Origin of the sequence: Pseudomonas sp. CFII64 (assembly GCF_000416235.1) — a bacterium.
Classification (GTDB): Bacteria; Pseudomonadota; Gammaproteobacteria; order Pseudomonadales; family Pseudomonadaceae; genus Aquipseudomonas.
Genome location: NZ_ATLO01000003.1, coordinates 39,545 through 61,969 on the forward strand (window position 1 = coordinate 39,545; position 22,425 = coordinate 61,969).

General features: G+C 60.7%; 19 protein-coding genes. 10 read left to right on the plus strand and 9 right to left on the minus strand.

Going from position 1 to position 22,425, the window contains the following annotated elements:
* Nucleotides 1-84 precede the first annotated feature (84 nt).
* The 3 genes from CFII64_RS00205 to CFII64_RS00215 form a co-directional block, all read right to left on the minus strand.
* Nucleotides 85-1,035: a DUF979 domain-containing protein gene (locus CFII64_RS00205; RefSeq protein ID WP_020288717.1), complete on the minus strand. Its 951-nt coding sequence runs from the start codon at nt 1,033-1,035 to the stop codon at nt 85-87.
* Nucleotides 1,035-1,766, minus strand: coding sequence for a DUF969 domain-containing protein (locus CFII64_RS00210; RefSeq protein ID WP_044901065.1), 732 nt, complete (start codon nt 1,764-1,766; stop codon nt 1,035-1,037). The genes CFII64_RS00205 and CFII64_RS00210 overlap by 1 nt, the downstream gene beginning before the upstream one ends.
* 84 nt (nt 1,767-1,850) lie before the next feature.
* Nucleotides 1,851-3,086 carry an OprD family porin gene (locus CFII64_RS00215; RefSeq protein ID WP_020288719.1) on the minus strand — a complete coding sequence of 412 codons (1,236 nt, stop codon included), beginning with the start codon at nt 3,084-3,086 and terminating at the stop codon, nt 1,851-1,853.
* 354 nt (nt 3,087-3,440) lie between these two features.
* Here CFII64_RS00215 and CFII64_RS00220 point away from each other — a divergent pair, with 354 nt between their 5' ends.
* Complete coding sequence (locus CFII64_RS00220) at nt 3,441-4,370, plus strand: LysR family transcriptional regulator (protein WP_020288720.1); 930 nt, start codon at nt 3,441-3,443, stop codon at nt 4,368-4,370.
* A gap of 336 nt (nt 4,371-4,706) precedes the next feature.
* Nucleotides 4,707-6,596, plus strand: a complete 1,890-nt coding sequence (locus CFII64_RS00225; protein ID WP_020288721.1) for a methyl-accepting chemotaxis protein — start codon at nt 4,707-4,709, stop codon at nt 6,594-6,596.
* Between the two features lie 3 nt (nt 6,597-6,599).
* Here the strand turns inward: CFII64_RS00225 and CFII64_RS00230 are convergent, their stop codons facing one another.
* Nucleotides 6,600-7,487, minus strand: coding sequence for a LysR family transcriptional regulator (locus tag CFII64_RS00230; RefSeq protein WP_020288722.1), 888 nt, complete (start codon nt 7,485-7,487; stop codon nt 6,600-6,602).
* A 122-nt stretch (nt 7,488-7,609) separates the two neighbouring features.
* Between CFII64_RS00230 and CFII64_RS00235 the strand changes: the two genes are divergently transcribed.
* On the plus strand, nt 7,610-8,068 hold the full coding sequence (locus tag CFII64_RS00235; protein WP_020288723.1) for a multidrug/biocide efflux PACE transporter: 459 nt from the start codon (nt 7,610-7,612) through the stop codon (nt 8,066-8,068).
* On the opposite strand, the gene CFII64_RS00240 is transcribed toward CFII64_RS00235, so the two are convergent.
* Nucleotides 8,058-9,209: an MFS transporter gene (locus CFII64_RS00240; protein ID WP_020288724.1), complete on the minus strand. Its 1,152-nt coding sequence runs from the start codon at nt 9,207-9,209 to the stop codon at nt 8,058-8,060. The two genes, CFII64_RS00235 and CFII64_RS00240, sit on opposite strands and share 11 nt — an antisense overlap.
* Nucleotides 9,210-9,411: 202 nt before the next feature.
* Between CFII64_RS00240 and rarD the strand changes: the two genes are divergently transcribed.
* Nucleotides 9,412-10,287 carry an EamA family transporter RarD gene (gene rarD / locus CFII64_RS00245; protein WP_020288725.1) on the plus strand — a complete coding sequence of 292 codons (876 nt, stop codon included), beginning with the start codon at nt 9,412-9,414 and terminating at the stop codon, nt 10,285-10,287.
* Nucleotides 10,288-10,293: 6 nt separating this feature from the next.
* On the opposite strand, the gene zapE is transcribed toward rarD, so the two are convergent.
* Entirely contained in the window at nt 10,294-11,412 is a 1,119-nt protein-coding gene (zapE, locus tag CFII64_RS00250) for a cell division protein ZapE (RefSeq protein WP_020288726.1), read from the minus strand.
* A gap of 365 nt (nt 11,413-11,777) precedes the next feature.
* Here zapE and CFII64_RS00255 point away from each other — a divergent pair, with 365 nt between their 5' ends.
* Nucleotides 11,778-13,223, plus strand: coding sequence for a SulP family inorganic anion transporter (locus tag CFII64_RS00255; RefSeq protein WP_020288727.1), 1,446 nt, complete (start codon nt 11,778-11,780; stop codon nt 13,221-13,223).
* A 50-nt stretch (nt 13,224-13,273) separates the two neighbouring features.
* Here CFII64_RS00255 and CFII64_RS00260 read toward each other — a convergent pair whose 3' ends face one another.
* Genes CFII64_RS00260 through CFII64_RS00270 form a run of 3 tightly spaced genes read right to left on the minus strand, consistent with a single transcriptional unit; the run spans nt 13,274 to nt 16,252 of the window.
* A complete protein-coding gene (locus CFII64_RS00260; RefSeq protein WP_020288728.1) occupies nt 13,274-13,597 on the minus strand; it encodes a hypothetical protein in 324 nt (107 codons plus the stop codon).
* The gene (locus CFII64_RS00265) at nt 13,594-14,958 is read right to left on the minus strand and encodes an acyclic terpene utilization AtuA family protein (protein ID WP_020288729.1); all 1,365 of its coding nucleotides are present in this window, start codon (nt 14,956-14,958) and stop codon (nt 13,594-13,596) included. The genes CFII64_RS00260 and CFII64_RS00265 overlap by 4 nt, the downstream gene beginning before the upstream one ends.
* A 1-nt stretch (nt 14,959) precedes the next feature.
* Nucleotides 14,960-16,252, minus strand: a complete 1,293-nt coding sequence (locus CFII64_RS00270; protein ID WP_020288730.1) for a CitMHS family transporter — start codon at nt 16,250-16,252, stop codon at nt 14,960-14,962.
* A gap of 131 nt (nt 16,253-16,383) precedes the next feature.
* On the opposite strand from CFII64_RS00270, the gene CFII64_RS00275 reads away from it, so the two are divergent.
* From CFII64_RS00275 to efeB, 5 genes are all read left to right on the plus strand, one after another.
* A complete protein-coding gene (locus tag CFII64_RS00275) occupies nt 16,384-17,262 on the plus strand; it encodes a LysR family transcriptional regulator (RefSeq protein ID WP_020288731.1) in 879 nt (292 codons plus the stop codon).
* 74 nt (nt 17,263-17,336) lie between these two features.
* Nucleotides 17,337-18,494, plus strand: coding sequence for a class C beta-lactamase (ampC, locus tag CFII64_RS00280; RefSeq protein ID WP_020288732.1), 1,158 nt, complete (start codon nt 17,337-17,339; stop codon nt 18,492-18,494).
* Nucleotides 18,495-18,833: 339 nt separating this feature from the next.
* Nucleotides 18,834-19,697 (plus strand): iron uptake transporter permease EfeU, encoded by an 864-nt coding sequence (gene efeU / locus CFII64_RS00285; RefSeq protein ID WP_020288733.1) that lies wholly within the window; start codon nt 18,834-18,836, stop codon nt 19,695-19,697.
* An 8-nt stretch (nt 19,698-19,705) separates the two neighbouring features.
* The gene (gene efeO / locus CFII64_RS00290) at nt 19,706-20,914 is read left to right on the plus strand and encodes an iron uptake system protein EfeO (protein ID WP_020288734.1); all 1,209 of its coding nucleotides are present in this window, start codon (nt 19,706-19,708) and stop codon (nt 20,912-20,914) included.
* A gap of 172 nt (nt 20,915-21,086) precedes the next feature.
* The gene (gene efeB / locus CFII64_RS00295; protein ID WP_020288735.1) at nt 21,087-22,400 is read left to right on the plus strand and encodes an iron uptake transporter deferrochelatase/peroxidase subunit; all 1,314 of its coding nucleotides are present in this window, start codon (nt 21,087-21,089) and stop codon (nt 22,398-22,400) included.
* The last annotated feature ends 25 nt before the right edge of the window (nt 22,401-22,425 follow it).

Sequence of the window (22,425 nt, forward strand, 5' to 3'; positions counted from 1 at the left end):
ACCACGTTAATAAACCGGCCGCCATCCTACGCACAATCACAACGCCCGCGAAAGTCGCGGGCGCTGTTTGCCGATAGCGTTGGATTACATCAGGAAATACAGCAGCACGATGTTCGCCACCAGCATTGGCAGCGCCGTGGGGATCTGCGCCTTGATGACCGCGTATTTGTCCGGCAACTCCAGCAACGCTGCCGGGACTATGTTGTAGTTGGCGGCCATGGGCGTCATCAGCGTGCCGCAATAGCCGGAGAACATGCCAATGGCCGCGACCACCGCCGGATTGCCACCATACATGCCGATCAGCACCGGTACGCCAATGCCGCCGGTCATCACCGGGAAAGCCGCGAAACCGTTGCCCATGACGATGGTGAACAAGGCCATGCCCAGCACGTAAACCGAAACCGCCACCAGCCGGAAGTCGAGGTTGATATAAGCCGTCGCCAGATGCGCCACCGCCTTGCCGACCCCGGCATCGTTGAACAGCAAGCCGAGCATCGCCAGCATCTGCGGCAGCACCAGGGCCCAACCCAGCGCTTCGGTCAGACGACGGGATTCACGCATGGCCTGCACCGGCGTATCCCGGGTCAACCAACAGGCCAGCGCCAAGGCCAGCAGACAACCCAGGCCCAGGGACACGAACGTGCTGTTGGCCGGATCGAGCAAGGCGACATCGCCAAACTTGATGTTCTTGAGGAACATCGCGCCAACCACGGTCACCAGCGGAATCGCCAATGCCGGAATAAACAGTTTGTTGCCCAGCCGACCGGCGCTGGCGCGGCGCGCCTTGTCCGGCAGGTCTTCATGCTTGCCGAAGCCGACGCCGCCGAACCCGGCAATCGCCGCCATGACCAAGACACCCACGCCCACAATCGCTGGCGGCAAACGCTCGCCCACCAGAAACGCGACGGCGAACAATCCCCAGAACAGGCCGGTGCTCCAGCGCTTGGGGTTAGTGGTGTCGGTGACGGTCATCACTGCGGTGATCGCCAGAATGACGCCCGCCAGCCAGTACAGGTATTGAATTGAAATGATCATTACACGCTCTCCTGCGCGGCCGCTGGCGGGGTGGACTGCGGCAAGGGCTGCAACTGGCGATTGAGCAGGCGATCAAAGCGATGCAGGCGAATCGCATGGATCACAAAGGCGCAGATCGCCGTCGGAATACCCCACAACGCGATGTGCATCGGGTCGACGTCGATACCCGAACCCAGCAGGAAGGTGTGCATCAAGGCAATCGCGCCAAAGGCAACAAAGATGTCTTCGCCGAAGAACAGACCGACGTTATCCGTGGCCGCACACATGGCCAGCAGCTTGACGCGCAAGGCTTCCGGCAACTTGCCAAAGCGCGCTTCAGCGGCGCCTTCGGCCATGGGCGCGAGCAACGGGCGAACCATTTGCGGGTGCCCGCCAAGGCTGGTCAAACCCAACGCAGCGGTGGTCTCGCGCACAAACAGATAGGCGATCAGCAGACGTCCGGCGGTGGCGCTGGTGAAGCGGGCGATCCAGTTCTGCGCATGCAGGCGCAGGCCGTGACGCTCCAGCAGACCGATCACCGCCAGGGGCAGCAGAATGATCAGCGGCAAGGTGCGAGTCTTGATGAAGCCGGTGCCGATGGTGGCGAGAATGGTGTCCAGCGGCATGCTCGCGGCGAACCCGGTGGCGACCGCCGCCAGGGCGACCACCAGCATCGGATTGAAGCGCAGCACAAAGCCAATAATGATGACCAGCACGCCCAGTAGCGGCCAGAGATTGATAGCGGTTTGCATGATGGGAATCTCGTTCGGTGGTCCGATTTGAAGGATTCGGCGATCCATGGCGAATCCTACGCAGGTATCAAGCCAATCCCGGCCCTACCACAGCGGCACGGTGTAGCTGACGATCAGGCGGTTCTCGTCCAGGTCATTGCCGAAGTTGGAGCGGACCGTCGCGTTACGCCACTTGACGCCCAGGTTCTTCAGCGTGCCGCTTTGAAACACATAGCCGATATCGGTGTTACGTTCCCACTCCTTGCCCTCGCCGCCCGCCGCGCGCTCCACGTTGTCGCCAGACACATAACGGCTCATGAAGGTCAGGCCGGGCGCGCCCAGAGAAGCGAAGTCGTAGTCATAGCGAACCTGCCAGGAACGCTCGTGGATATTGGCGAAATCGCCGATCTGGATGAAGTTGACCAGGAACGGATCGCTGCCGGTGATGTACGGAAACGGATCATCGCCGCTCATGCGCTGGTAACCGGCACCGAAGGCGTGGGCATTGAGTTTGTAGGTGAACATCGAACCCAGGGCGCGGTTGTCCAGGTCACGGAAGTTGCCGTCTTCGCTGCTTTTCGAGAAACGCAGGTCAGTCTTGAAACTCTGCCCGACACCCAGCGGCAAGACGTGGATCAGGCCGCCGTAATACTGCTGATAAACGTTTTCCAGCTGGCCGTAATGGGCGCTGAGTGCCAGCTGCGGGGTGACCTGATACTCGCCGCCGCCAAAGCTGAAATCATTGCTCAGCCCGCCGATTCGGTTGGCGCTCATCTCGGTGAAGTCGGTCGAGCTGTTGGCCTTGATGCGGTCGATATGGCCGCCGGTGAACTTGAAGTTGGCGATGTCCTGGGACGTCACCAGCGCACCGCGAAAGGTCTGCGGCAACAGGCGGGTGTCATTGGAGGACACCATGGGGCTGCGGAAAAACAGCGTGCCGGCCTTGAGTTCGGTCTTGGAAATCTTCGCCTTGGCGGTCAGCCCTAGCTTGCCGTATTCGTCCTGGGAGCCACCGGAAGACAGGTCCGCCGGTAATAAACCGGTGCCGCCGGTGCCCGATCCGGAGTCCAGCTTGTAGCCGACCATGCCCAACGCGTCCAGACCAAAGCCCACGGTCCCCGCCGTGTAGCCCGATTGCAGCCGAAAGATAAAACCCTGGGCCCATTCTTCGGCTTTATACCGGGAGCCGTCCTGACGGAAATCGCGATTGAAGTAGAAGTTGCGGGCTTCCAGTTCCCCTTTACTGTCAGCAAAAAATTCCGCATGGGCGCTCATCCCGTAACTCAGGGAAGCGCCACCAAACAGCATTGCGCAGATGTATTTTTGATTGTTGTAGCTCATTGAAAACTTTCTCCATGAGCGCGCAGCGGTATCGACCGACTGTTGGCAGAGCGCAGTTATTATTGGATGGCCGCAACAAGCAAAACCGCGACCTGAAGGTTTGACGCAACGGTGTGATGAGAACAGCGTTGCGGGACCTTTCTCGTTCCAGGTCAATCTTTCGGTAGCCTTGCCTCTGGCGTCCAACGGGAAAAAACCGCTATGCCTCATAAGAATTTCTGTATCGGTGCTGGCATATAACCTGCAATTTCAGGGGCTATAGCTGACGCGGGCCGATCCGGAGTTTCGGACATGGGAGCGCTGTCAGCACTCAATTCAAGGCCACCCTTCAAGGCCTCAACTAAAGGATCGGCGGTGAACCTCAAGTTTCTGGAAACCTTCGTCTGGGTCGCCCGATTGAAGAGCTTTCGCCTGACGGCGGAAAAGCTGTTCAGCACCCAGGCCTCAATCTCCAGCCGTATCGCGGCCCTGGAAGACGAAATGGGTGTGCGTCTGTTCGTGCGTGATTCCAAGGGGGTTTCGCTGACGCCCGAAGGCCAGCGGGTGCTGGAATACGCCGAGCACATCATGGACACCATGCAAACCATGAAGGCCGCGATCAAGGACCCGCGACAGGTGCGGGGGCGGATTCGCATCGGCGCAATGGATACGGTGATACACACCTGGCTCAGCCCTTTGGTAACACGCCTGATGAAGTGTTACCCGGCCCTGGAGATCGAACTGACCGCCGACACCGCGAGCAATCTGTGTTCGCAGCTGGAAAAGGGCTATCAGGACATTATTTTCCAGACCGACATACTGCGCTTCGACACGGTACGCAACGCCGTGCTGACCCGTTATCCGATGCATTGGGTGGTGCCCGCCGGCTCCCGCTACGACCATACCTATGCCTCTCTGGAAGATTTATCCCTGGAACGCATCGTCACGTTCTCGCGCAACTCCCGGCCGCATCAGGACATTCTCAACATGCTGCACAGCGCCAACATCATCACGCCGCGCATCAACTGCGTGAACTCGGCGTCGGCGATCACCCGCCTGGTGCGTGATGGCTTCGGCATCGGTGCCATGCCCGCCGCACTGGTGCGCGGCGAACTGGCCCAAGGCGTGCTGACCCTGCTCGACGGCATTCCCCTGCCCTCGGTGATGGACATCGTCGCCAGCTGGCGCACCGGCGCCGGCATGGAACTGGTGGAAGACATCGTCAGCCTGACCCGGGAAGTGGTGGCGGAATTCGATGCGCAGTTACCCCCGGGTTTCAGGGCAGAAGTCCTGGACGCTGGCTGAACCTCGGAGAAACGAAATATCGTTGGCACCCGCCCGCGAATTGACCGTAGGAGCGACCGTAGGAGCGGCCGTAGGAGCAACTTTAGTCGCGAGAGCATCCACAGCCCTCCCGGCTAAAGCCGTTCCTACAGCAAGCCTCGTCAACGAACCGCAACTGCTCCCGAACAGTGCGCGATCAATACAAAAAACGCCAATCCCGCCCCCTTAATGCCCACAACAATTTCCACGTCTGCCCATCAGCTTTTCTAGTTCGACAAAGCCAGTGCGCTCGTTAAATCTGCGATCAACCCTGAGCCTGCGGGGACTTCATAAAAATGATCAGACGAGGGTTGCCGCATGGGCATCAATTTGAAATTCGGCCACAAGATTCTTCTCGGCGCGTGCGTCATCGTGGTTGCGGTGTTTCTGTCGTTTGCGCTGTTCAACGACTATCGGCAAACCGCCAGCACCCGCGATGCGCTGCACAGCAATTTACAGAACATGGGCAAAGTCCTCGGGGCCAACATCGACAGTTGGCTGGCCGGACGGATTCTGCTGATTGAAGGCCTGGCCGAAACCATCGCCGCCAATCCCACTGCGGACACCATCGGCAAAACCCTGGCGCAGAACAGCGTCACCTCGACGTTCGTCGCCAGCTATGTCGGCCTTGAAGATGGCCGCTTCGTGATTCGCCCGGAACGCGTGATGCCCGACGGCTTCGATCCGCGGCAACGCGCCTGGTACAAGGACGCGGCACGCACCCTCAAGCCGGTACTGACCGAACCCTACATCGGCGCGGGCACCGATTATCTGGTCATGACCCAGGCCGTACCCCTCAAGGTCGACGGCAAAGCTGCCGGGGTATTGGGCGCCAACCTGAATCTGGAGACGCTGGCAAAAATCATCAACGCCGTGGACCTCAACGGCATCGGCTATGCGTTTCTGGTCAGCGCCGACGGCAAGATTCTGGTGCATCCGGACAAAACCCTGGTGACCAAAACCCTGACCGAAGCCTTTCCTTCTGGAGCGCCTGCTATTAATAGTCAACTCAACGAGGTGCAGGAAAACGGCAAGGCCCGAATCGTGACTTTCACACCCATCAGCGGCCTGCCGTCGGTGAACTGGTCCATCGGTCTCTCAGTCGACAAGGACAAAGCCTACGCCGCCCTGCATGAGTTTCGCACCTCGGCGCTGATCGCCACGCTGATTGCGGTGCTGGTCACGGTCGGACTGCTGGGCTTGCTGATCAACGCCTTGCTGCGGCCATTGCGCAGCATGGGCACGGCGATGCAAGCGATCGCCGAAGGTGAAGGCGATCTGACCCAACGCTTGCACAGCCGTTCCAGCGATGAATTCGGGGTGATGGCCGGCGGCTTCAATCGTTTTGTCGAACGCATTCAGCAGTCCATTGGCGCAGTACTGACGTCCAGCAGCCAGCTTACCGAACTGGCGGCGCGGGTCAGCCAGGCGTCGCATTCATCATTGAAAAGCTCCGACACCCAGGCCGCCCTGACCCATAACGTCGCCACGGCGATCAACGAGCTGGGCGCCGCTGCCCAGGAAATCGCCCGCAGCGCGGCTCATGCTTCAAGCCGCGCCTCTGACGCCAGGGACCAGACCCAGCAGGGACGGCAAGTGGTCGAGCGCAGCATCAGCGCCATGTCGCAGCTTTCATCACAGGTGGGTAGCACTCGTCAGGACATCGAAAGCCTCAACGCCAAGACCCTCAAGATCGGGCGCATTCTCGATGTGATCAAAGGCATTTCCGATCAGACCAATCTGCTCGCCCTCAATGCCGCCATCGAAGCGGCCCGTGCCGGGGACGCCGGACGTGGTTTCGCCGTGGTTTCCGATGAAGTGCGCAGCCTCGCCCATCGCACCCAGCAATCGGCTCAGGAAATCCACAGCATGATCGAGGAGCTGCAAGTCGGCGCCAGCGGGGCCGTCAATGCCATGCTGGAAAGCCAGCGTCACAGTGACGATAACGTCAAAGCCGCCAATCTGGCCGGGGAACGGCTGGACAGTGTGCTGCTGGGCATTGGCGAAATCGACGAGATCAACCTGTCCATGGCCACTGCCACCGAAGAGCAGACTTGCGTGGTGGACAATCTGGACCGGGACATCAGCCACATCAACGACTTGAATCAAGCGATGGTCGGCAACCTGCAGTCCACGCTGCAAGCCTGTACCGAACTGGAAAACCAGTCCCATCGCCTGCAACAACTGGTCAACACTTTCAGGATCTGAGCCCTACCGCTCGCCGCGATGCCGGGTGAAGGTTTCCAGCAGCCAGGCTCCGGCTGGCCCAAGGCTGCGCTGTCTTGACCAGATCACATCGACGGCGGAACTGCGCGGCCAGCCGGGAACATCCAGTTCCTTCAACTTGCCGTCGGCGTAGCCTTTGACCAGCCAGCGCGGCAACGCCGACCAGCCGAAACCGAACGCGGCCATGTCCATCAGCAACAGGTAGTTGGGCGCCGACCAGGGCCGATGGCCGCTGATGGGCAAATCGTCGGTGGGCACGCCCTGATCGACCAGCGTGTTCAGGCGCAGCGCGCGATAGGCCGCGAGTTTTTGATAATCGACCTGCTGCTCGGCCGCCAACGGATGCTTGTGGCCGACGAACAGCCCGAAGTCGGCGCGTTCGGCAATGGTCGCGTAGCCGACTTCCGGCGGATAGCTCGGTTGCGCCGACAAAAGGCCTAACGACGCGCGGCCGGACTGAATCAGGTTGATCGCATCGCCGTGCTCGGCAAAGACACATTCCAGTTCCAGTTCGGGAAAGCGTTGATCCAGTTCGGCCATGCGGATTTCGAAGTCGGCAAATTGATTGGCGTCGGACAATACCAGCGTCAGGCGCGGCTCCATCCCGTCAGCCAGACGCCCGGCTGCCCGGCGCAACTTGTCCGAAGCGGCAAGCACATCTTCAATGCGCCCAAGCATGGCCTTGCCGGCCTCGGTGAGGACGGGATGCTTGGACGAACGGTCGAACAATTCCAGGCCCAGGTCTATTTCCAGCCGGGAAATGGCTTCGCTGACGGTCGACTGGCTTTTGCCCAAGCGCCGCGCCGCAGCGCTGAAAGAACCCAGCGCGACGGTCTGGGCAAACGCCTCAAGGGCTTCGGGGGAATAACTCATGGGCACCTTGTATCGGTTTTTCCGATGGAAACGATTTTCACTTTAACGCAATGACCGATGAGAATGCACGTCATGAACTGCCCGGTTTCAACTGAACACCAGATCCAAGAGGTCAACTTCCCATGCAACAACCCAGCAAAACCATCAAGGAACGCGCGCTGCATGCGCTGCTCTTCGAGATCATCGGCGTGCTGCTGTTCGCACCCTTGCTGGCGTGGCTGCTCGGCCATTCGCTGGGCAAGATGGGCGCCATGACGGTGATGATTTCCACCGTGGCGATGCTCTGGAACATGCTGTTCAATGCCCTGTTCGACCGGTTGCGGGCCAGGTTCGGTTTCGTCCTGTCGCTCAAAGCGCGCATCGCCCATGCGCTGGGTTTCGAGGGCGGACTGATTCTGGTGGTCGTCCCGCTGGCCGCCTGGTGGCTGTCCATCGGCTGGCTGGAAGCGTTCCTGCTGGACGCGGGCCTGCTGTTGCTGTTTCTGCCGTACACCCTGGCGTTTAACTGGTTGTATGACCACGCGCGAGCGCGAATCGTCCGGCGTCGCGTGCAGGCCGCGCAGAACAGTATCAGGCCCTGAGCCGACTGCCACCGAACGCCACGCCGAGCAACATCACGGCGACGATCATGAAGGCCAGCTCCAGGCTGCTGGCGTGGGCGATGAAACCGATGCCCGCCGGGCCGATCAGAATCCCGGCGTAACCCAAGGTCGTGATCGCCGGAACCGCGACGTTTTCCGGCATGCTTTTCTGGCGGCCGACAGCGCTGTAACAGACCGGAACGATATTCGAGCAGCCCGCGCCCACCAATGCATAACCGAGCAGCGCGGCTTCCCATGACGGAACCAGCGTGGCAATCGCCAAACCCGCCGACGCGCACAAGCCACCGAGGATGATCACCCGATTCGGCCCGACCCGCCGCACGATAGCGTCGCCAAAAAAGCGCCCTAACGTCATGGTCAGGGCGAACACCGCATAGCCCAGCCCGGCGTAGGACGTTTCAACACCGCGCAGGGAACTGAGGAACACTGCGCTCCAGTCGAGCATCGCGCCCTCGGTGAGAAAAACCGTGAAGCACAGCAGGCCAATGAACAGCACCACGCCTCGGGGAATGGCAAACGGCGGGCCGTCGCTTTCGCTGCCGTAACTGAACAGATGCGGCGCAGCCTTGACCAGACAAAGTGCCACGAACGCTACCACGATCAGCATCGATACCAGCGGTGACGCACCCAGACTCAACAACCCGGCAACGCCCGCCGCACCGACGATTCCGCCCAGGCTGAACAGCCCGTGGAAGCCGGACATCATGGTTTTACCGCTGGCCCGCTCGACAATGATCGCCTGGATATTCACCGTGCAATCCAGCGCGCCCATGCTCGCGCCGAACACAAACAACGTGGCAATCAACAGTGGCAGACTGGAAAGCGTCGCCAATAGCGGCAAACACAGGCAGATGATCGCGGCGGAACCGACCAGCACCCGCCGACAACCGAACCGCGCCGCCAAGGCACCGGCCAATGGCATCGCGATAATCGAGCCGACGCCAAGACAGAGCAGCAGCAAACCCAGCGTACCGTCATCGAGCCCGACCCGGGCTTTGGCGTAAGGCACCAGCGGTGCCCAGGCGGCAAGGGTCAGCCCGGCAATGAAAAACGCCACACGGGTGGAAAATTGTTCCAGTCGTCCCGCCGCAGTCTGCGCCGGGGTGCTGATGGAAGTCATGCAGGCTCCTTGTGAACACCCGTCGGGCTTGACCGGGCAATCGCAGCAGCCTAGCAAAGGTCGGCGGTTATCCAAATCTTTCGTGCTGATCCTGATGCCCGAACATGTATCGCCAGAGGTGCATGTCGCAACCAGACCCATCTACAGCGCCTTGATCCGATAGACTGTGCGCCGCTGCAATACAACAAAAAAAGAGGTGGCTGTGTACAAAGGTGTAGTGCTGTCGGTATCAGCCTCGGTGTTGTTCGGGGTCATGTATTTTTATACCTCGCTGATGACGCCCTTGAGCGGCGAGGAGATTTTCGGTTGGCGTATGTTGCTGACTGTGCCCTGCGTCACGCTGTTTCTGCTGTCGAGCGGCGACTGGCCGCTGGTGCGCAAGATCGCCAGTCGCCTGCGGCAGCAACCGACGCTGCTGCTCGGCATGGCTGCGTCCTCGCTATTGCTGGGCGCGCAATTGCAGATCTTCATGTGGGCGCCGTTGCATGGCCGCAGCCTGGAAGTGTCGCTGGGCTACTTTCTGCTGCCCCTGACCATGATCATCACCGGACGCATCGTGTATGGCGAAAGGCTGTCACGTCTGCAAAAGATCGCCGCGTTTTGCGCGATGATCGGTGTCGGGAATGAACTGCTGCGCCTGGGCAGTTTTTCCTGGGAAACCCTGCTGGTTGCGCTGGGCTACCCGATCTATTTCGTGCTGCGCCGCAAACTGGCCATCGATAACCTCGGCGGATTGTGGTTCGACATGGCCCTGATGCTGCCAGTGGGCGTGTGGTTCATCATCAGCGGCAATCCAGCCGCCATCCAGCAAGCGCCGATGTTGTATCTGTTGATTCCGATATTGGGCGTGATCAGCGCGTCGGCATTGGTGAGCTACATTGTGGCCAGCCGTTTGCTGCCCTTCAGCCTGTTCGGCCTGCTCAGTTACGTCGAACCGGTGCTGCTGGTGGGCGTCGCGCTGCTGCTTGGCGAAAGCATCAGCCGTGAGGAGTGGATGACGTATTTGCCGATCTGGCTGGCGGTATTGGTGCTGGTCTTCGAAGGCAGCAAACACGTGCTGGTTCAGCGGCGAACCTGAACGCGATCAGGCCACGACGAAGCGTTCCAGTTGCATTTCCTGCAGGCGACTCAAGGTGCGGCGGAAAGCAAAGGACAAATAACCTTCGGTGTACAACTCGGCCATGGACACCTGCGCCTCGACATACAGCGGCACGCGTCGGTCATAGCACTCGTCGACCAGCGCGATGAAGCGCCGCACGCCATCGTCATGGGGCGACAACTGCGGCAACTCGCGATCCCCCGCCGCGACCTGCTCCACGGCATCTTCGGTGCCACGCGCGATCCGGCCTTCGCGCTGGGGTGCGCTGAGGGCCGGGACTTCGCTGACCAGCACCGCTGAAAAACGATCACACAGCTCAATGAAGTCCATCGCCGCCAGCGGTGTCTCGCACAACTCGGCGTAGCGACACCACAGCACTGTTTCGCTGTTGCGCACGCAGTTGATGGTGCGATGGCCCACGGGCACAACATCGGTAGAAACCGTCTGGCCGACACTAAGTGCGTCGAAAATCCCGCCCAACGCGCTCGGCCGACCCGGCTCGGTGATCCAGTAACGCTGATGCAACTGCCCAGGATGCAAACGATGGTCTTCGCCACCATCTACCGTGAGCACATTCATATAGCGGTTGATCGCGGCAATCGCCGGCAGGAAACGCTCACGGTTATGCCCGTTGATGTACAGCTGCTCGGGCGGCTGGTTGGACGTGCAGACCAGCACCACGCCTTCTTCGAACATCACCTGCAACAGGCCGCCGAGAATCACCGCATCGCCGATGTCATTGACAAACAGCTCGTCGAAGCACAGCACGCGCACGTCCCGCGCCAGTTCCCTGGCCAACACGTGCAGCGGTTTGGCAGTGCCCATCAACTCGAACATGCGCTTGTGCACCCAGCGCATGAAGTGATGAAAATGCTGGCGCCGGGCAGGCACTGTCAGGCTCTCGAAAAAACGATCCATCAGCCAGGTCTTGCCGCGCCCGACCGGTCCCCACAGATAAACCCCTTTGGCACTGCGCGGATGGTTGCCCAAGGCCAGATAGCAAGCCTCCAACTCCCGGGCGGCCTGCAATTGCGCCTGGTCCGGCTGGAAACCACGCTGCTCGACCGCCTGTTGCCAGGCTTGCAAAGGGGACACGCCAGTCATCCGAACACCGCTCGTCAGGGTAAAGCTGGCAATCATAAAGCAGGAGCGATGGTACCGGCGAGCTGCGGGAGATTCTATGTTTGGGGTGAACCCACCGCTGCCGCAGATGTGGTGCCTGCACCGACGCCATCCCGGATGAATCCGGTCCCACGGGATGAACGCATTCCACCTGTGGGAGCGAGCTTGCTCGCGAAGGCGACGTTTTGGACTCAGAAGATCTACTGGATGTACTAGCCGATTCGCGAGCAAGCTCGCTCCCACATAAACCCCGCCAATCTGCTGGCCGCCCCGCGTCACATTCCGTAACATCGCTCCTTTTTTGCGCGGTTGGCGGCTGATCGAGCCCCATGCACTTCAGGTAGACCATGAAACCAGCTCGTATGCGTGCCGATGTCCTGGCCGGACTCACTACTTCCTTTGCCTTGGTGCCGGAGTGCATCGCGTTTGCCCTCGTCGCCCATCTCAACCCGTTGATGGGCCTGTATGGCGCATTCATTATCTGCACCCTGACCGCACTGTTCGGTGGTCGGCCGGGGATGATTTCCGGTGCCGCCGGGTCGATGGCGGTGGTGATCATTGCGCTGGTGGTGCAACACGGCGTGCAGTATTTGCTGGCCACGGTGCTGCTCGGGGGGATTCTGATGGTGCTGTTCGGCCTGCTGCGCCTGGGCAAACTGATCCGTCTGGTGCCGTATCCGGTGATGCTCGGTTTCGTCAACGGCCTGGCGATTGTCATCGCGCTGGCGCAACTGGAGCACTTCAAGACCGGCGAAACCTGGCTCAGCGGGACGCCGCTGTACCTGATGGTCGGCCTGGTTGCGCTGACCATGGCCATCGTTTACCTGCTGCCGCGCCTGACCCGCGTCGCGCCTCCCGCGCTGGTGGCGATTCTTGGCGTCGGCTTGCTGGTTTACCTGCTCGACCTGCCAACCCGCACGTTGGGCGACATGGCGCACATTGCCGGTGGGCTGCCGAGCCTGGCCCTGCCGCAAGTGCCATGGAATCTGGAAACGCTGCGCATCATCGCGCCGTATGTGGTGCTGATGGCGCTAGTCGGGTTGCTGGAAACCCTGCTGACCCTGAACCTTACCGATGAAATCACCGAAAGCGCTGGCCAGCCGGATCGCGAATGCATTGCACTGGGTATGGCGAATATCGCCTCCGGCGCCTGTGGCGGCATGGGCGGTTGCGCGATGATCGGGCAGACCGTCATCAACCTCAATTCCGGTGGCCGTGGCCGTTTGTCCGGGGTCGTGGCCGGTGTGATGATCCTGATGTTCGTGCTGTTTCTCTCGCCACTGATCGAAGAAATCCCGCTGGCGGCGCTGGTCGGCGTGATGTTCGTGGTGTCCCAGCAAACCTTCGCCTGGGCCTCGCTGCGGGTGTTGCGCAAAGTCCCGGTCAACGATGTGCTGGCAATCATTGCCGTGACCACCGTCACGGTGTTTACCGATCTGGCCACCGCCGTGCTGTTCGGGATTGTCATTGCCGCGATCAACTTTGCCTGGCAGCAAGCCCGGGAACTGTATGCCGATACGCATCTGGAGCCGGACGGCAGCAAGCTCTATAAGCTGCATGGCACGCTGTTTTTCGCTTCCACCACGCCTTTTCTGAACCAGTTCAACCCAGGCGATGATCCGGCCCAGGTGACGCTGGACTGCCGCCATCTGAGTTTCGTCGACTACTCGGCCATCGCGGCACTCAAGACCTTGCGCGAGCGCTACAGCAAGGCCGGCAAGCATTTGCGCGTGGTGCATTTGTCCGAGCGTTGCAAGCAATTGCTCAAGCGTGCCGGGGTGCAACACGGCTGAGCGCAGTCAACGACGAGCGTATTTACGGTTATCAGGGTCGCAACACGCGATCAACAAACCTCAATATCCAGCAACGCTGCGCCCAGTGCCTTGCCATGGGCGTCCAGCGCCAGGGAGCGGGTGACGCCGCCGCGCAGGATGCCGGGCAGGACGAAATTCAGGGCGTGCACATTGGGCAGTTCATAACGCCGCACCGGGCCAGCCGTCGGATCGAGGAGTTCGAGGAAGTGGGCGGTTACCCGTTCAACGGTCAAGGCGTCACGCAGCCGGGAAAAGTCCTCGGCGCGATAGGCGATCACGGAAATGTTCGAGGTATCGCCCTTGTCGCCGGTTCGGGAATGGGCCAGTTCGCGCAGCTTGATCGGTTCGCTCATGGTGTTTGCTCCAGATGCACAATCGGCGTGACGGCAGTGCGCGGCACGAACAACGATGCCACCGCTACTACCTGGCGCAAGGCCTTGGTCGCCCCGCCGCCGCCATACGGGCCATTGGTATAAAGGGTTTCCACTTCATTGCCGACGCGCACCGCTTCGGCTTTGTCGGCGCAGCGGGCGGCAACCCGCAAGCGGACTTCCCAAGGTTCGCTGGTCACCCGCGAGCCCAGTTCGCTGCCATGCAAGGCATCCACGCCAATCAGCTCGGCGCGCACGTCTTCATAGACCACACCCATGAGTTTCAGACGCTCCAGCACCACGTCCCGCGCCAGCCGCGCCCGAGCCAATGCGCCGGGGCCGCCGTAGGAAATCTGCCCTTCGCCGATCCAGCCATCGAGATAGCCCACCGATACCTTCAAGGTTTGCGGGCGAGCGCGGCCATCCGCGCCGCTGACCCGCACCTGATTCTCGCCCACAGCCGAGAATGAAACTCCGGAAAAATCCGCGCTGACGTCCGGCGTCAAATACGCCGCCGGATCGTGAACTTCATAGATCAGCTGTTCGGTGCAGGTCGCAGTATCGATACGCCCGCCCGAGCCCGCCACTTTACTGATCACTGCTGCGCCCGAGGCATCCACTTGCGCCAACGGGAAACCGAGGCGCGCCAGATCGGGCACGTCCTTGAAGCCAGGGTCGGCAAAATAGCCGCCGCTGATCTGTCCCGCGCATTCGAGTAAATGCCCGACTGCCGTGCCGCGTCCCAACAAGGTCCAGTCGTCCTCGGCCCAGCCAAACTCGAACAGCTGCGGCGCGAGAAACAATGAAGGATCGGCAACCCGCCCGGTAATCACCACGTCCGCATCGGCCTGCAGCGCCTCGACGATGCCTTCGATGCCCATATAGGCGTTGGCGGAAATCAGCCGTTCGCCCAGGGATCCGAGGGTTGCGCCGTTATCCAGCAATTGCTCGGGATTGGCCTGCAAGGCAGCCAGCACGTCGTCGCCGGTCAAGGCCGCAACCTTCAAACCGGTCAAGCCCAGTTCGGTGGCGATACGGCGGACTTCCCGGGCCGCCGCCAAAGGATTGGCCGCGCCCATATTGGTGATAATCCGCAAACGACGACCCTGACCCTCGGCACCGCGCCCGACAAAGGGCAGCACCCGGCGCATGCGCTCGCTGAGCAGCGGGTCATAACCGGATTCGGGGTTGTTCAGGCGCGCTTGCTGGGCCAGGGCGATGGTGCGCTCGGCCAGGCATTCGAAGATCAGATAATCCAGCTCGCCATATTCGGCCAGCTCGACGGCGGGCTCGATGCGGTCGCCGGAATAACCGGCACCGGAGCCTATACGCAAGGTTTTCATATCAAAAGACTCCCAAGAGCAGCGCGGTCAGGGTCATCAACACCGAAGCCGCGAACAGGAAAGGGATGGTGAAACGCTGGTGATCCGCCAATTCGATCTTGCACAGGCCCACCAGCAGAAAAGTCGCCGGGGTCAGCGGGCTGACCGGAAAGCCGGTGGTGTGTACGCCCAGCAACGAGGCCTGAGCCACTTGCAGCGGATCGACGCCCAGGGCCTTGCCGACTTCGGCAATCACCGGCATCACCCCGAAATAAAACGAATCCGGGTCAAACAGCATGCTCAACGGCATGGACAGGAAGCCCACCACCATCGGGATCAACTTGCCGTGGCCCGCAGGAATCTGCGCCACCGCCACTTCGGCCATGGCCTTGAGCATGCCGGTGCCTTGCATGATTCCGGTGAAGACCCCGGCCGCCAACAGAATACTGGCCATGGTCAGTGCGGTCTTGGCGTGGGCATCGATGCGCGCCCGTTGGGCATCGACGTTGGGGTAATTGATGCACAGCGCCAGCACGGTGCCGAGCATGAACATCACCACCGGATCGACGATTCCGGAAATCATCACGCCCATCACGGCGATGGTCAGCACCAGGTTCAGCCAGAACAAACGCGGCCGACGCAGTATTTCTTCATGCTCGCTGAGCACCCGTTGCGGCACCACATCCACTTTCGCGCCTGCGCCGAGGCCCAGACGTTTTTCTTCGCGACGGCCCAGGAACCAGGCGCAAGTGAAAACAAATATCAGGCCCACGATCTGCACCGGGATCAGCGGCTGGAACAAGTCCGCCACCGGCACGTGCAAGGCCGCCGAAGAGCGCAGCACCGGGCCGGTCCAGGGCAAAAAATTCACCCCGGCGGCCATCGCCGTGACGCAGGCGAGAATCCGTTTATCCATACCCAGCCGCATATATAAGGGCAGCATGGCCGGGATGGTCACCAGAAAGGTTACGGCGCCCGAGCCATCCAGGTGGACCAGCAGCGCCAACAGCGCGGTGCCCATCACGATGCGGGTCGGCCGCGTGCCAACCGTGCGCAGGATGCGGTCGATGATCGGGTCGAGCATGCCGGCGTCGGTCATGACCCCGAAAAACAGGATCGCGAAGACGAACATGCCGACTACCGGCGCGACGTTCTTGATCCCGGTGATGATAAAGGCGCTGGTTTGCAGGCCGAATCCACCGAGCAAGGCGGCGATGATCGGCAAGGCGATGAGGGCGACAAGGGGCGAAAGGCGTTTACTCATGACGGCGGCGAGTAAACAGAGAATGGTGATGACACCGAGGGTGGCGAGCATAGGGACTTCCTGTTCGTCATCCCTGACCACTGGCGCGGCGAGATGAGCTGTTGTTGTTTTCAACGAGTATTGAAAACACAGGTAAGCTTTGTAAATTGAAATGTTCAGCACCCTACATTCGGAAAAACAAAATGAAGAATTCCATTCAGCACATCCGCGCCTTCCTCGCCGTCGCCCACAGCGGTAGTTTCGCCAAGGCGGCGCTGGAGTTGAATCTGTCGCCGTCGGCCCTCACCGTGCAGGTCCAGCAACTTGAAGAATGGCTCGGCGTGTCGTTGCTGGAGCGCAGTCCGCGTCACGTCAGCCTCACGGCGGCCGGGCAGAACAATCTGCGGCCCATGGAAAAATTGCTACTGGATCTGGACAACATTGTTGCCGGCTCTCGGGATCTGGCAGCCCTGCGCCGGGGCGTGGTGACCATTGCCGCCCTGCCCTCGCTGTGCTCCGGCGCACTGCCGCCGGTGCTGCGCCAGTTTCGCGAGCAGTTTCCCGGCGTCGAAGTGCGCCTGCGGGACGTGGTGGCGCAGCGTATTGACGCGTTGGTCCGTGAAGGCGAAGTGGATTTCGGCCTCGGCGTCAAAGCCCGGATGAGCCATGGTCTGGATTTTCAGGTGGTGATGACCGATCGCCTGTGCCTGTTTGTACCGCACGCGCATCCGCTGGCCAGACACTCGTCGATCAAGCTCGCGGCGCTGGCCGGCCAGCCGATTATCCTGACCGGTCGCGACAGCAGCGTGCGCGAACGGGTGGAGCAGTTGTTCGCCGAAGAACAGCTGGAATTGGTGCCGGGGCTGGAAGCCAACTATATGTCGACGGTGCTGGCGTTGGTGCGTCAGGGTTTGGGCATGACGTTGTTACCGGAGTCCGCCGACGAAGGCCGTGGCGATCTGATCAGGGTGCCGGTGGAGCATCCGGGCGTCAGCCGGGAAATAGGCTTGATCACCCGCAGCAACCAGAGCCTGAGTCCGGCCGCGCAACGCTTCGTGGAATTGGTGGGAAATATTTTGTGATAGAAGGTTTATTGAGTCGCCTTCGCCACACTCAATAGGCTGCGAGCCCGATTACTGGATACGAGGAAACCTGGATGTCCGCGATTTACCCTTCCCGCACCAGGCTGCTGTTTGTGGCATGCAGTCTGATGTTTGGCGGCATGGCCATGGCGACTGCCGCCCCGGCAAACATCGACGTCGCCGTGACCGATGCGGCCAAGGCCGTGATGCAGCAATACAACATCCCCGGCCTCGCCATTGCGCTCACCGTTGATGGCCAACAGCACTTTTACAACTTTGGTGTTGCCGCCAAAGACACCCAGGCCAAGGTCAGCAGTGACACATTGTTCGAACTCGGCTCAATCAGCAAGACGTTCACCGCGACCCTGGCGACCCTCGCTCAGGTCAACGGCCGGCTGTCACTGAACGATCATCCCGGCCAGTATCTGCCGCAGCTCAAAGGCAGCGCGTTCGACAAAGTGACGTTGATGAATCTGGCCACCCACACCGCAGGCGGCTTTCCGTTGCAAGTGCCGGATGCCGTGCAGAACACCGAACAGCTGATAGCGTATTTGCAAGCCTGGCAACCGCAGTACCCGGCAGGCAGCAAACGGACTTACGCCAACCCGAGCATCGGCATGCTCGGCATGATCACCGCCAAAGCCGTCAACAAGCCATTTGCAGAGGCCATGGAGCAGGATCTATTGCCCAAACTGGGGCTCAGCAATACCTGGCTGACGGTGCCCGCAAGCAAAATGCCGCTGTACGCCCAGGGTTATGACAAACAGGACCTGCCGGTTCGACTGCAAGGCGGCGTGCTGGGCACTGAGGCGTATGGCATGAAGTCCAGCGCCACAGACATGCTGCATTTTGTCGAGGCAAATATGGCGACGGCGAAGGTCGATGAGCCGATCAGACAAGCCCTGGCGCAGACCCATGCGGGGTATTTCAAAGTGGGTGCAATGACCCAGGCGCTGATCTGGGAGCATTACGTTTACCCGGCGTCACTGGAGACATTGCTGGAAGGTAACTCCAACAAGATGGCGTATGAAACCCAGCCGGTCACGGCGATCAATCCGCCAATCGCGCCCTTGCAAAACGCCTGGATCAACAAGACCGGCTCAACCAACGGCTTCGGGGGTTATGTGGCGTTTGTGCCTGAGAAGAAGATCGGCATCGTAATTCTGGCCAACAAGAATTATCCCAATGCAGCGCGGGTGAAGTTGGCGTATGGGATTTTGAGCGTTTTATAAACCTCGTGGCAGATCCGGAACCCGCGGGACCGGCTTTAGCCGGGAAGAGGCCGGATCATTCGCTGCATTTGGTCGTCAGAAACACCGCCTTCCCGGATAAATCCGGTCCCAAATGTTCCGGTGTTGCTATGCGACAACGCGGCATCCGGACGACGCGCAATCTCCTACAGGCAACGAGCCTGAACCCTTCCTGAACGAGAATGCGAAACCTGTCTCATTCAAAAAAACAACTATACGCATTCAATAATGAGTATCATTATGTTACGCATTGTTTCAGAGATCAGTGATTTCCTGATCCGCTGAAACGAATCAGCCTACAGCAAAAAACCTTGGTGAAACATGCTCGTTCCTTTTTTGATCATGCTGCGCGAAGGGATTGAAGCCGCGCTTATCGTTGGCATCATCGCCAGTTATCTGAGACAGACCGGTCGCGGGGAGTGGATGCCCGCTGTGTGGATTGGTGTTTTCCTTGCCGCTGCCCTGGCGTTGTTCGTCGGCGGTGGCCTGGAAATGGTCAGCGCCGAATTCCCGCAAAAACAGCAGGAACTGTTCGAAGGCGTCGTCGGCCTGGTCGCCGTGGGCATCCTCAGTTCCATGGTGTTCTGGATGCGCAAGGTCGCGCGCTCGATCAAGCATTCATTGCACATGTCCCTGGATGCCGCCCTCGCCGGTTCGAAGAACCAGACCTACGCGTTGATCGCCATGGTGTTTTTCGCCGTGGCCCGTGAAGGTCTGGAAACCGTGTTCTTCCTGCTCGCCGTCTTTCAGCAGAGCGAAGGCCCCGGCGCGCCATTGGGTGCCCTGCTCGGCCTGATCATTGCGATTGCCGTGGGTTTCGCCATTTACAGCGGCAGCATGCGCCTGAACCTCAGCCTGTTTTTCCGCTGGACCGGTCTGTTCATTCTGGTGGTTGCCGCCGGGATTCTCGCCAATTCGGTACAGGCACTGCATGAAGCCGGGATCTGGAATCACCTGCAAACCGTGGTCTTCGATTTCAGCGCCACGCTGCCGATGGACGGCCCGACCGGCTCGGTGCTGGCAGGCATGTTCGGTTATCAGGATGCGCCAACCATCAGCACCCTCAGCGTGTATGTGATTTACCTGGTCGTCGCGCTGGTGCTGTTCTTCATGCCCAGCGCCCCGGTGGTGAGTCTGCCCACCCGGCCCGCGCATCCGCACCCCTCTTCAGCTACGAACGAATAAGGGCACACATGTCGAATCGTCCCACAGGGCTTTCAGAGAAAGCCAAGCCTCCCCGCGCCTTGCGATTGGCCCTCGCCGGTTCGGTGGTCGTCATGATCGCGGCCGGCGGGTTGTTCTATTACGCCTCGCAGAACGCCATGAAAAAACGCGCCGCCAGTACCAACGCGGAAACCGTGGTCACCATTCATGCTCACGCTTGCGAGCCCAATGACCTCACCGTTGCTGCAGGCAAGAACGCCTTCCGCATCGTCAATCGTTCCGAGCGGGCCGTCGAGTGGGAAATCCTTGATGGCGTGCTGGTGGTCGAGGAACGGGAAAACATTGCGCCGGGCCTGAGCCAGGTGATCAACGCCAACCTGCTGCCCGGCGATTACGCGATCACGTGTGGCCTGCTGAGCAATCCGCGCGGCACGCTGCACGTCACGCCGACGGCTGAATCCGATGCCAACGCCAAGGCTCGCCCATCGATGGTGGCGTTCATTGGTCCGCTGTCTGAATACCGCGTGTACCTGAGCATGCAGGGCTCGGCGCTGATCAAGGCCGTAACCGCGTTGCAACACGCCATTGAAGCCGGTGACCTGAGCGCCGCACAAGCCGCTTACGCCCCGGCCCGCGCCGCTTATCAGCGGATTGCCCCGGCCGCGCAGCGCTTGTCCGAGCTGGACAACGCCATCAATGCCCGCGCCGATTACTACGAAAAACGCGAGCAAGACCCAGGTTTCAGCGGCTTCCACCGGATTGAATACGCGCTGTTCGACAAGAAAACCGTCGACGGCCTGGCGCCGATTGCGCAGCGCCTGCACACCGACGTCACCACCCTCAAACAGCAGCTGCTGGCGCAGAACATGGCGCCCGAGCAGCTGGCGAGCATCATCACCCGCAACATGCGCAGCCTGGCCGAGATCCGCAGCAACGGCGAAGAAGAGCGTTACAGCCATCTGGACCTCAACGGCTTCGCCGCCAACCTGGAAGGCACGCGCAAGGTGGTCGATCTGGTTCGTCCGCTGCTGGCCAAGAACTCCGGCGAACTGCTGCAAAAAATCGATGGTGCAGCGGCGGCACTGGACACCGAACTCAATGGCCTGAAAACCGACAGCGGCTATCGCCCGTACGATCAGGTCAACGCCGACCAGCGCAAGCTGATCGCCGACAAGGCCAAGGCATTGGCGGATGCGCTGGATGGGATTGATCCAGCACTTGGCCTGTCCGGCCTTTGATTGATGCCATTGCGGTGATTTACGAGATGCCATGGTCGCTGCAGGACCAGCTTTAGCCGGGAGAACGTCGGTAAAACTGATACGAATGCGGGATATGGAACACCGCTCTCCCGGCTAAAGCCGGTCCTACAGTCCTGGTTTCGCCTTCAGATAGCGAGCAAAGAAAACAGCCATGAACGATTCAGACAACAGCAACGCCCCCCAATCGGCCCAACGTCGCCGCGTCCTGCTGGGCCTCGGCGCGGCGGGTGCGGCGCTGGCAGGCAGCAGCCTGAGCGGCAACGTGCTGGCCGCCGCCCCGGCGCAAGTGACTGAAGCGCCGAAAAGCGAAAAGACCGAAGACCGCAACCTGTTTTTCGGCGTGCATCAGACCGGCATCGTCAACCCGCGCCCGGCCTCCGGCATGCTGGTGGCGTTTGACGTGCTGGCCGCCGACCGGGAAGACCTGGAGCGTCTGTTCCGCACGCTGAACGAGCGCATCGCCTTCCTGATGACCGGCGGCCCGGTGCCTGAGGTTGATCCGAAATTCCCGCCTGTGGATTCCGGCATCCTCGGCCCGGTCGTCACGCCGGACAACCTGACCATCACCGTTTCGGTGGGCGAGTCGCTGTTCGACGAGCGTTTCGGCCTGGAAGCCGTCAAGCCCAAGCGCCTGAGCCGCATGGTCGGTTTTCCCAATGACGCCCTTGAAGCCGACAGCTGCCATGGCGACCTGAGCATCCAGTTCTGCGCCAACAGCGCTGACAGCAACATTCACGCCCTGCGCGACATCGTGAAAAATCTGCCGGACCTGCTGCTGGTGCGCTGGAAACAGGAAGGCACGGTGCCGCCGCAAGCGCCGAAAAAGCCCGAGCAGCCGCCGGAAAGCGCGCGTAATTTCCTCGGTTTCCGCGACGGTTCCGCCAACCCGGATTCCAACGACCAGAAAGCCATGAACGAGCTGGTCTGGGTTCAGACCGGCAGCGACGAGCCGAGCTGGGCTGCCAATGGCAGCTATCAGGCGGTGCGCATCATTCGCAATTTTGTCGAACGCTGGGACCGCACGCCGCTGCAGGAACAGGAAGCGATTTTCGGCCGGGTCAAGACTACGGGCGCGCCCATGGACGGCAAGGTTGAAACCGATGTGCCGAACTACGTTGCCGACCCGCACGGCAAGAAGACCAAACTCGATTCGCATATTCGCCTGGCCAATCCACGTACCGCCCAAACCCAGCGCAACCTGATTCTGCGTCGGCCGTTCAACTACTCCAACGGCGTCAACAAGAACGGTCAGCTCGACATGGGCCTGCTGTTCATCTGTTACCAGTCCGATCTGGAAAAAGGCTTTATCACCGTGCAGACCCGTCTGAACGGCGAGCCGTTGGAGGAATACCTCAAGCCGGTTGGCGGTGGGTATTTCTTCACCCTGCCCGGCGTTGTCGACACTCAGGATTTCATTGGTCGCTCGCTGCTTCAGGCGTCGGCCACTGCCACTAAAACTGCATGACTTTCAACTCAGACAGCCCTACCAC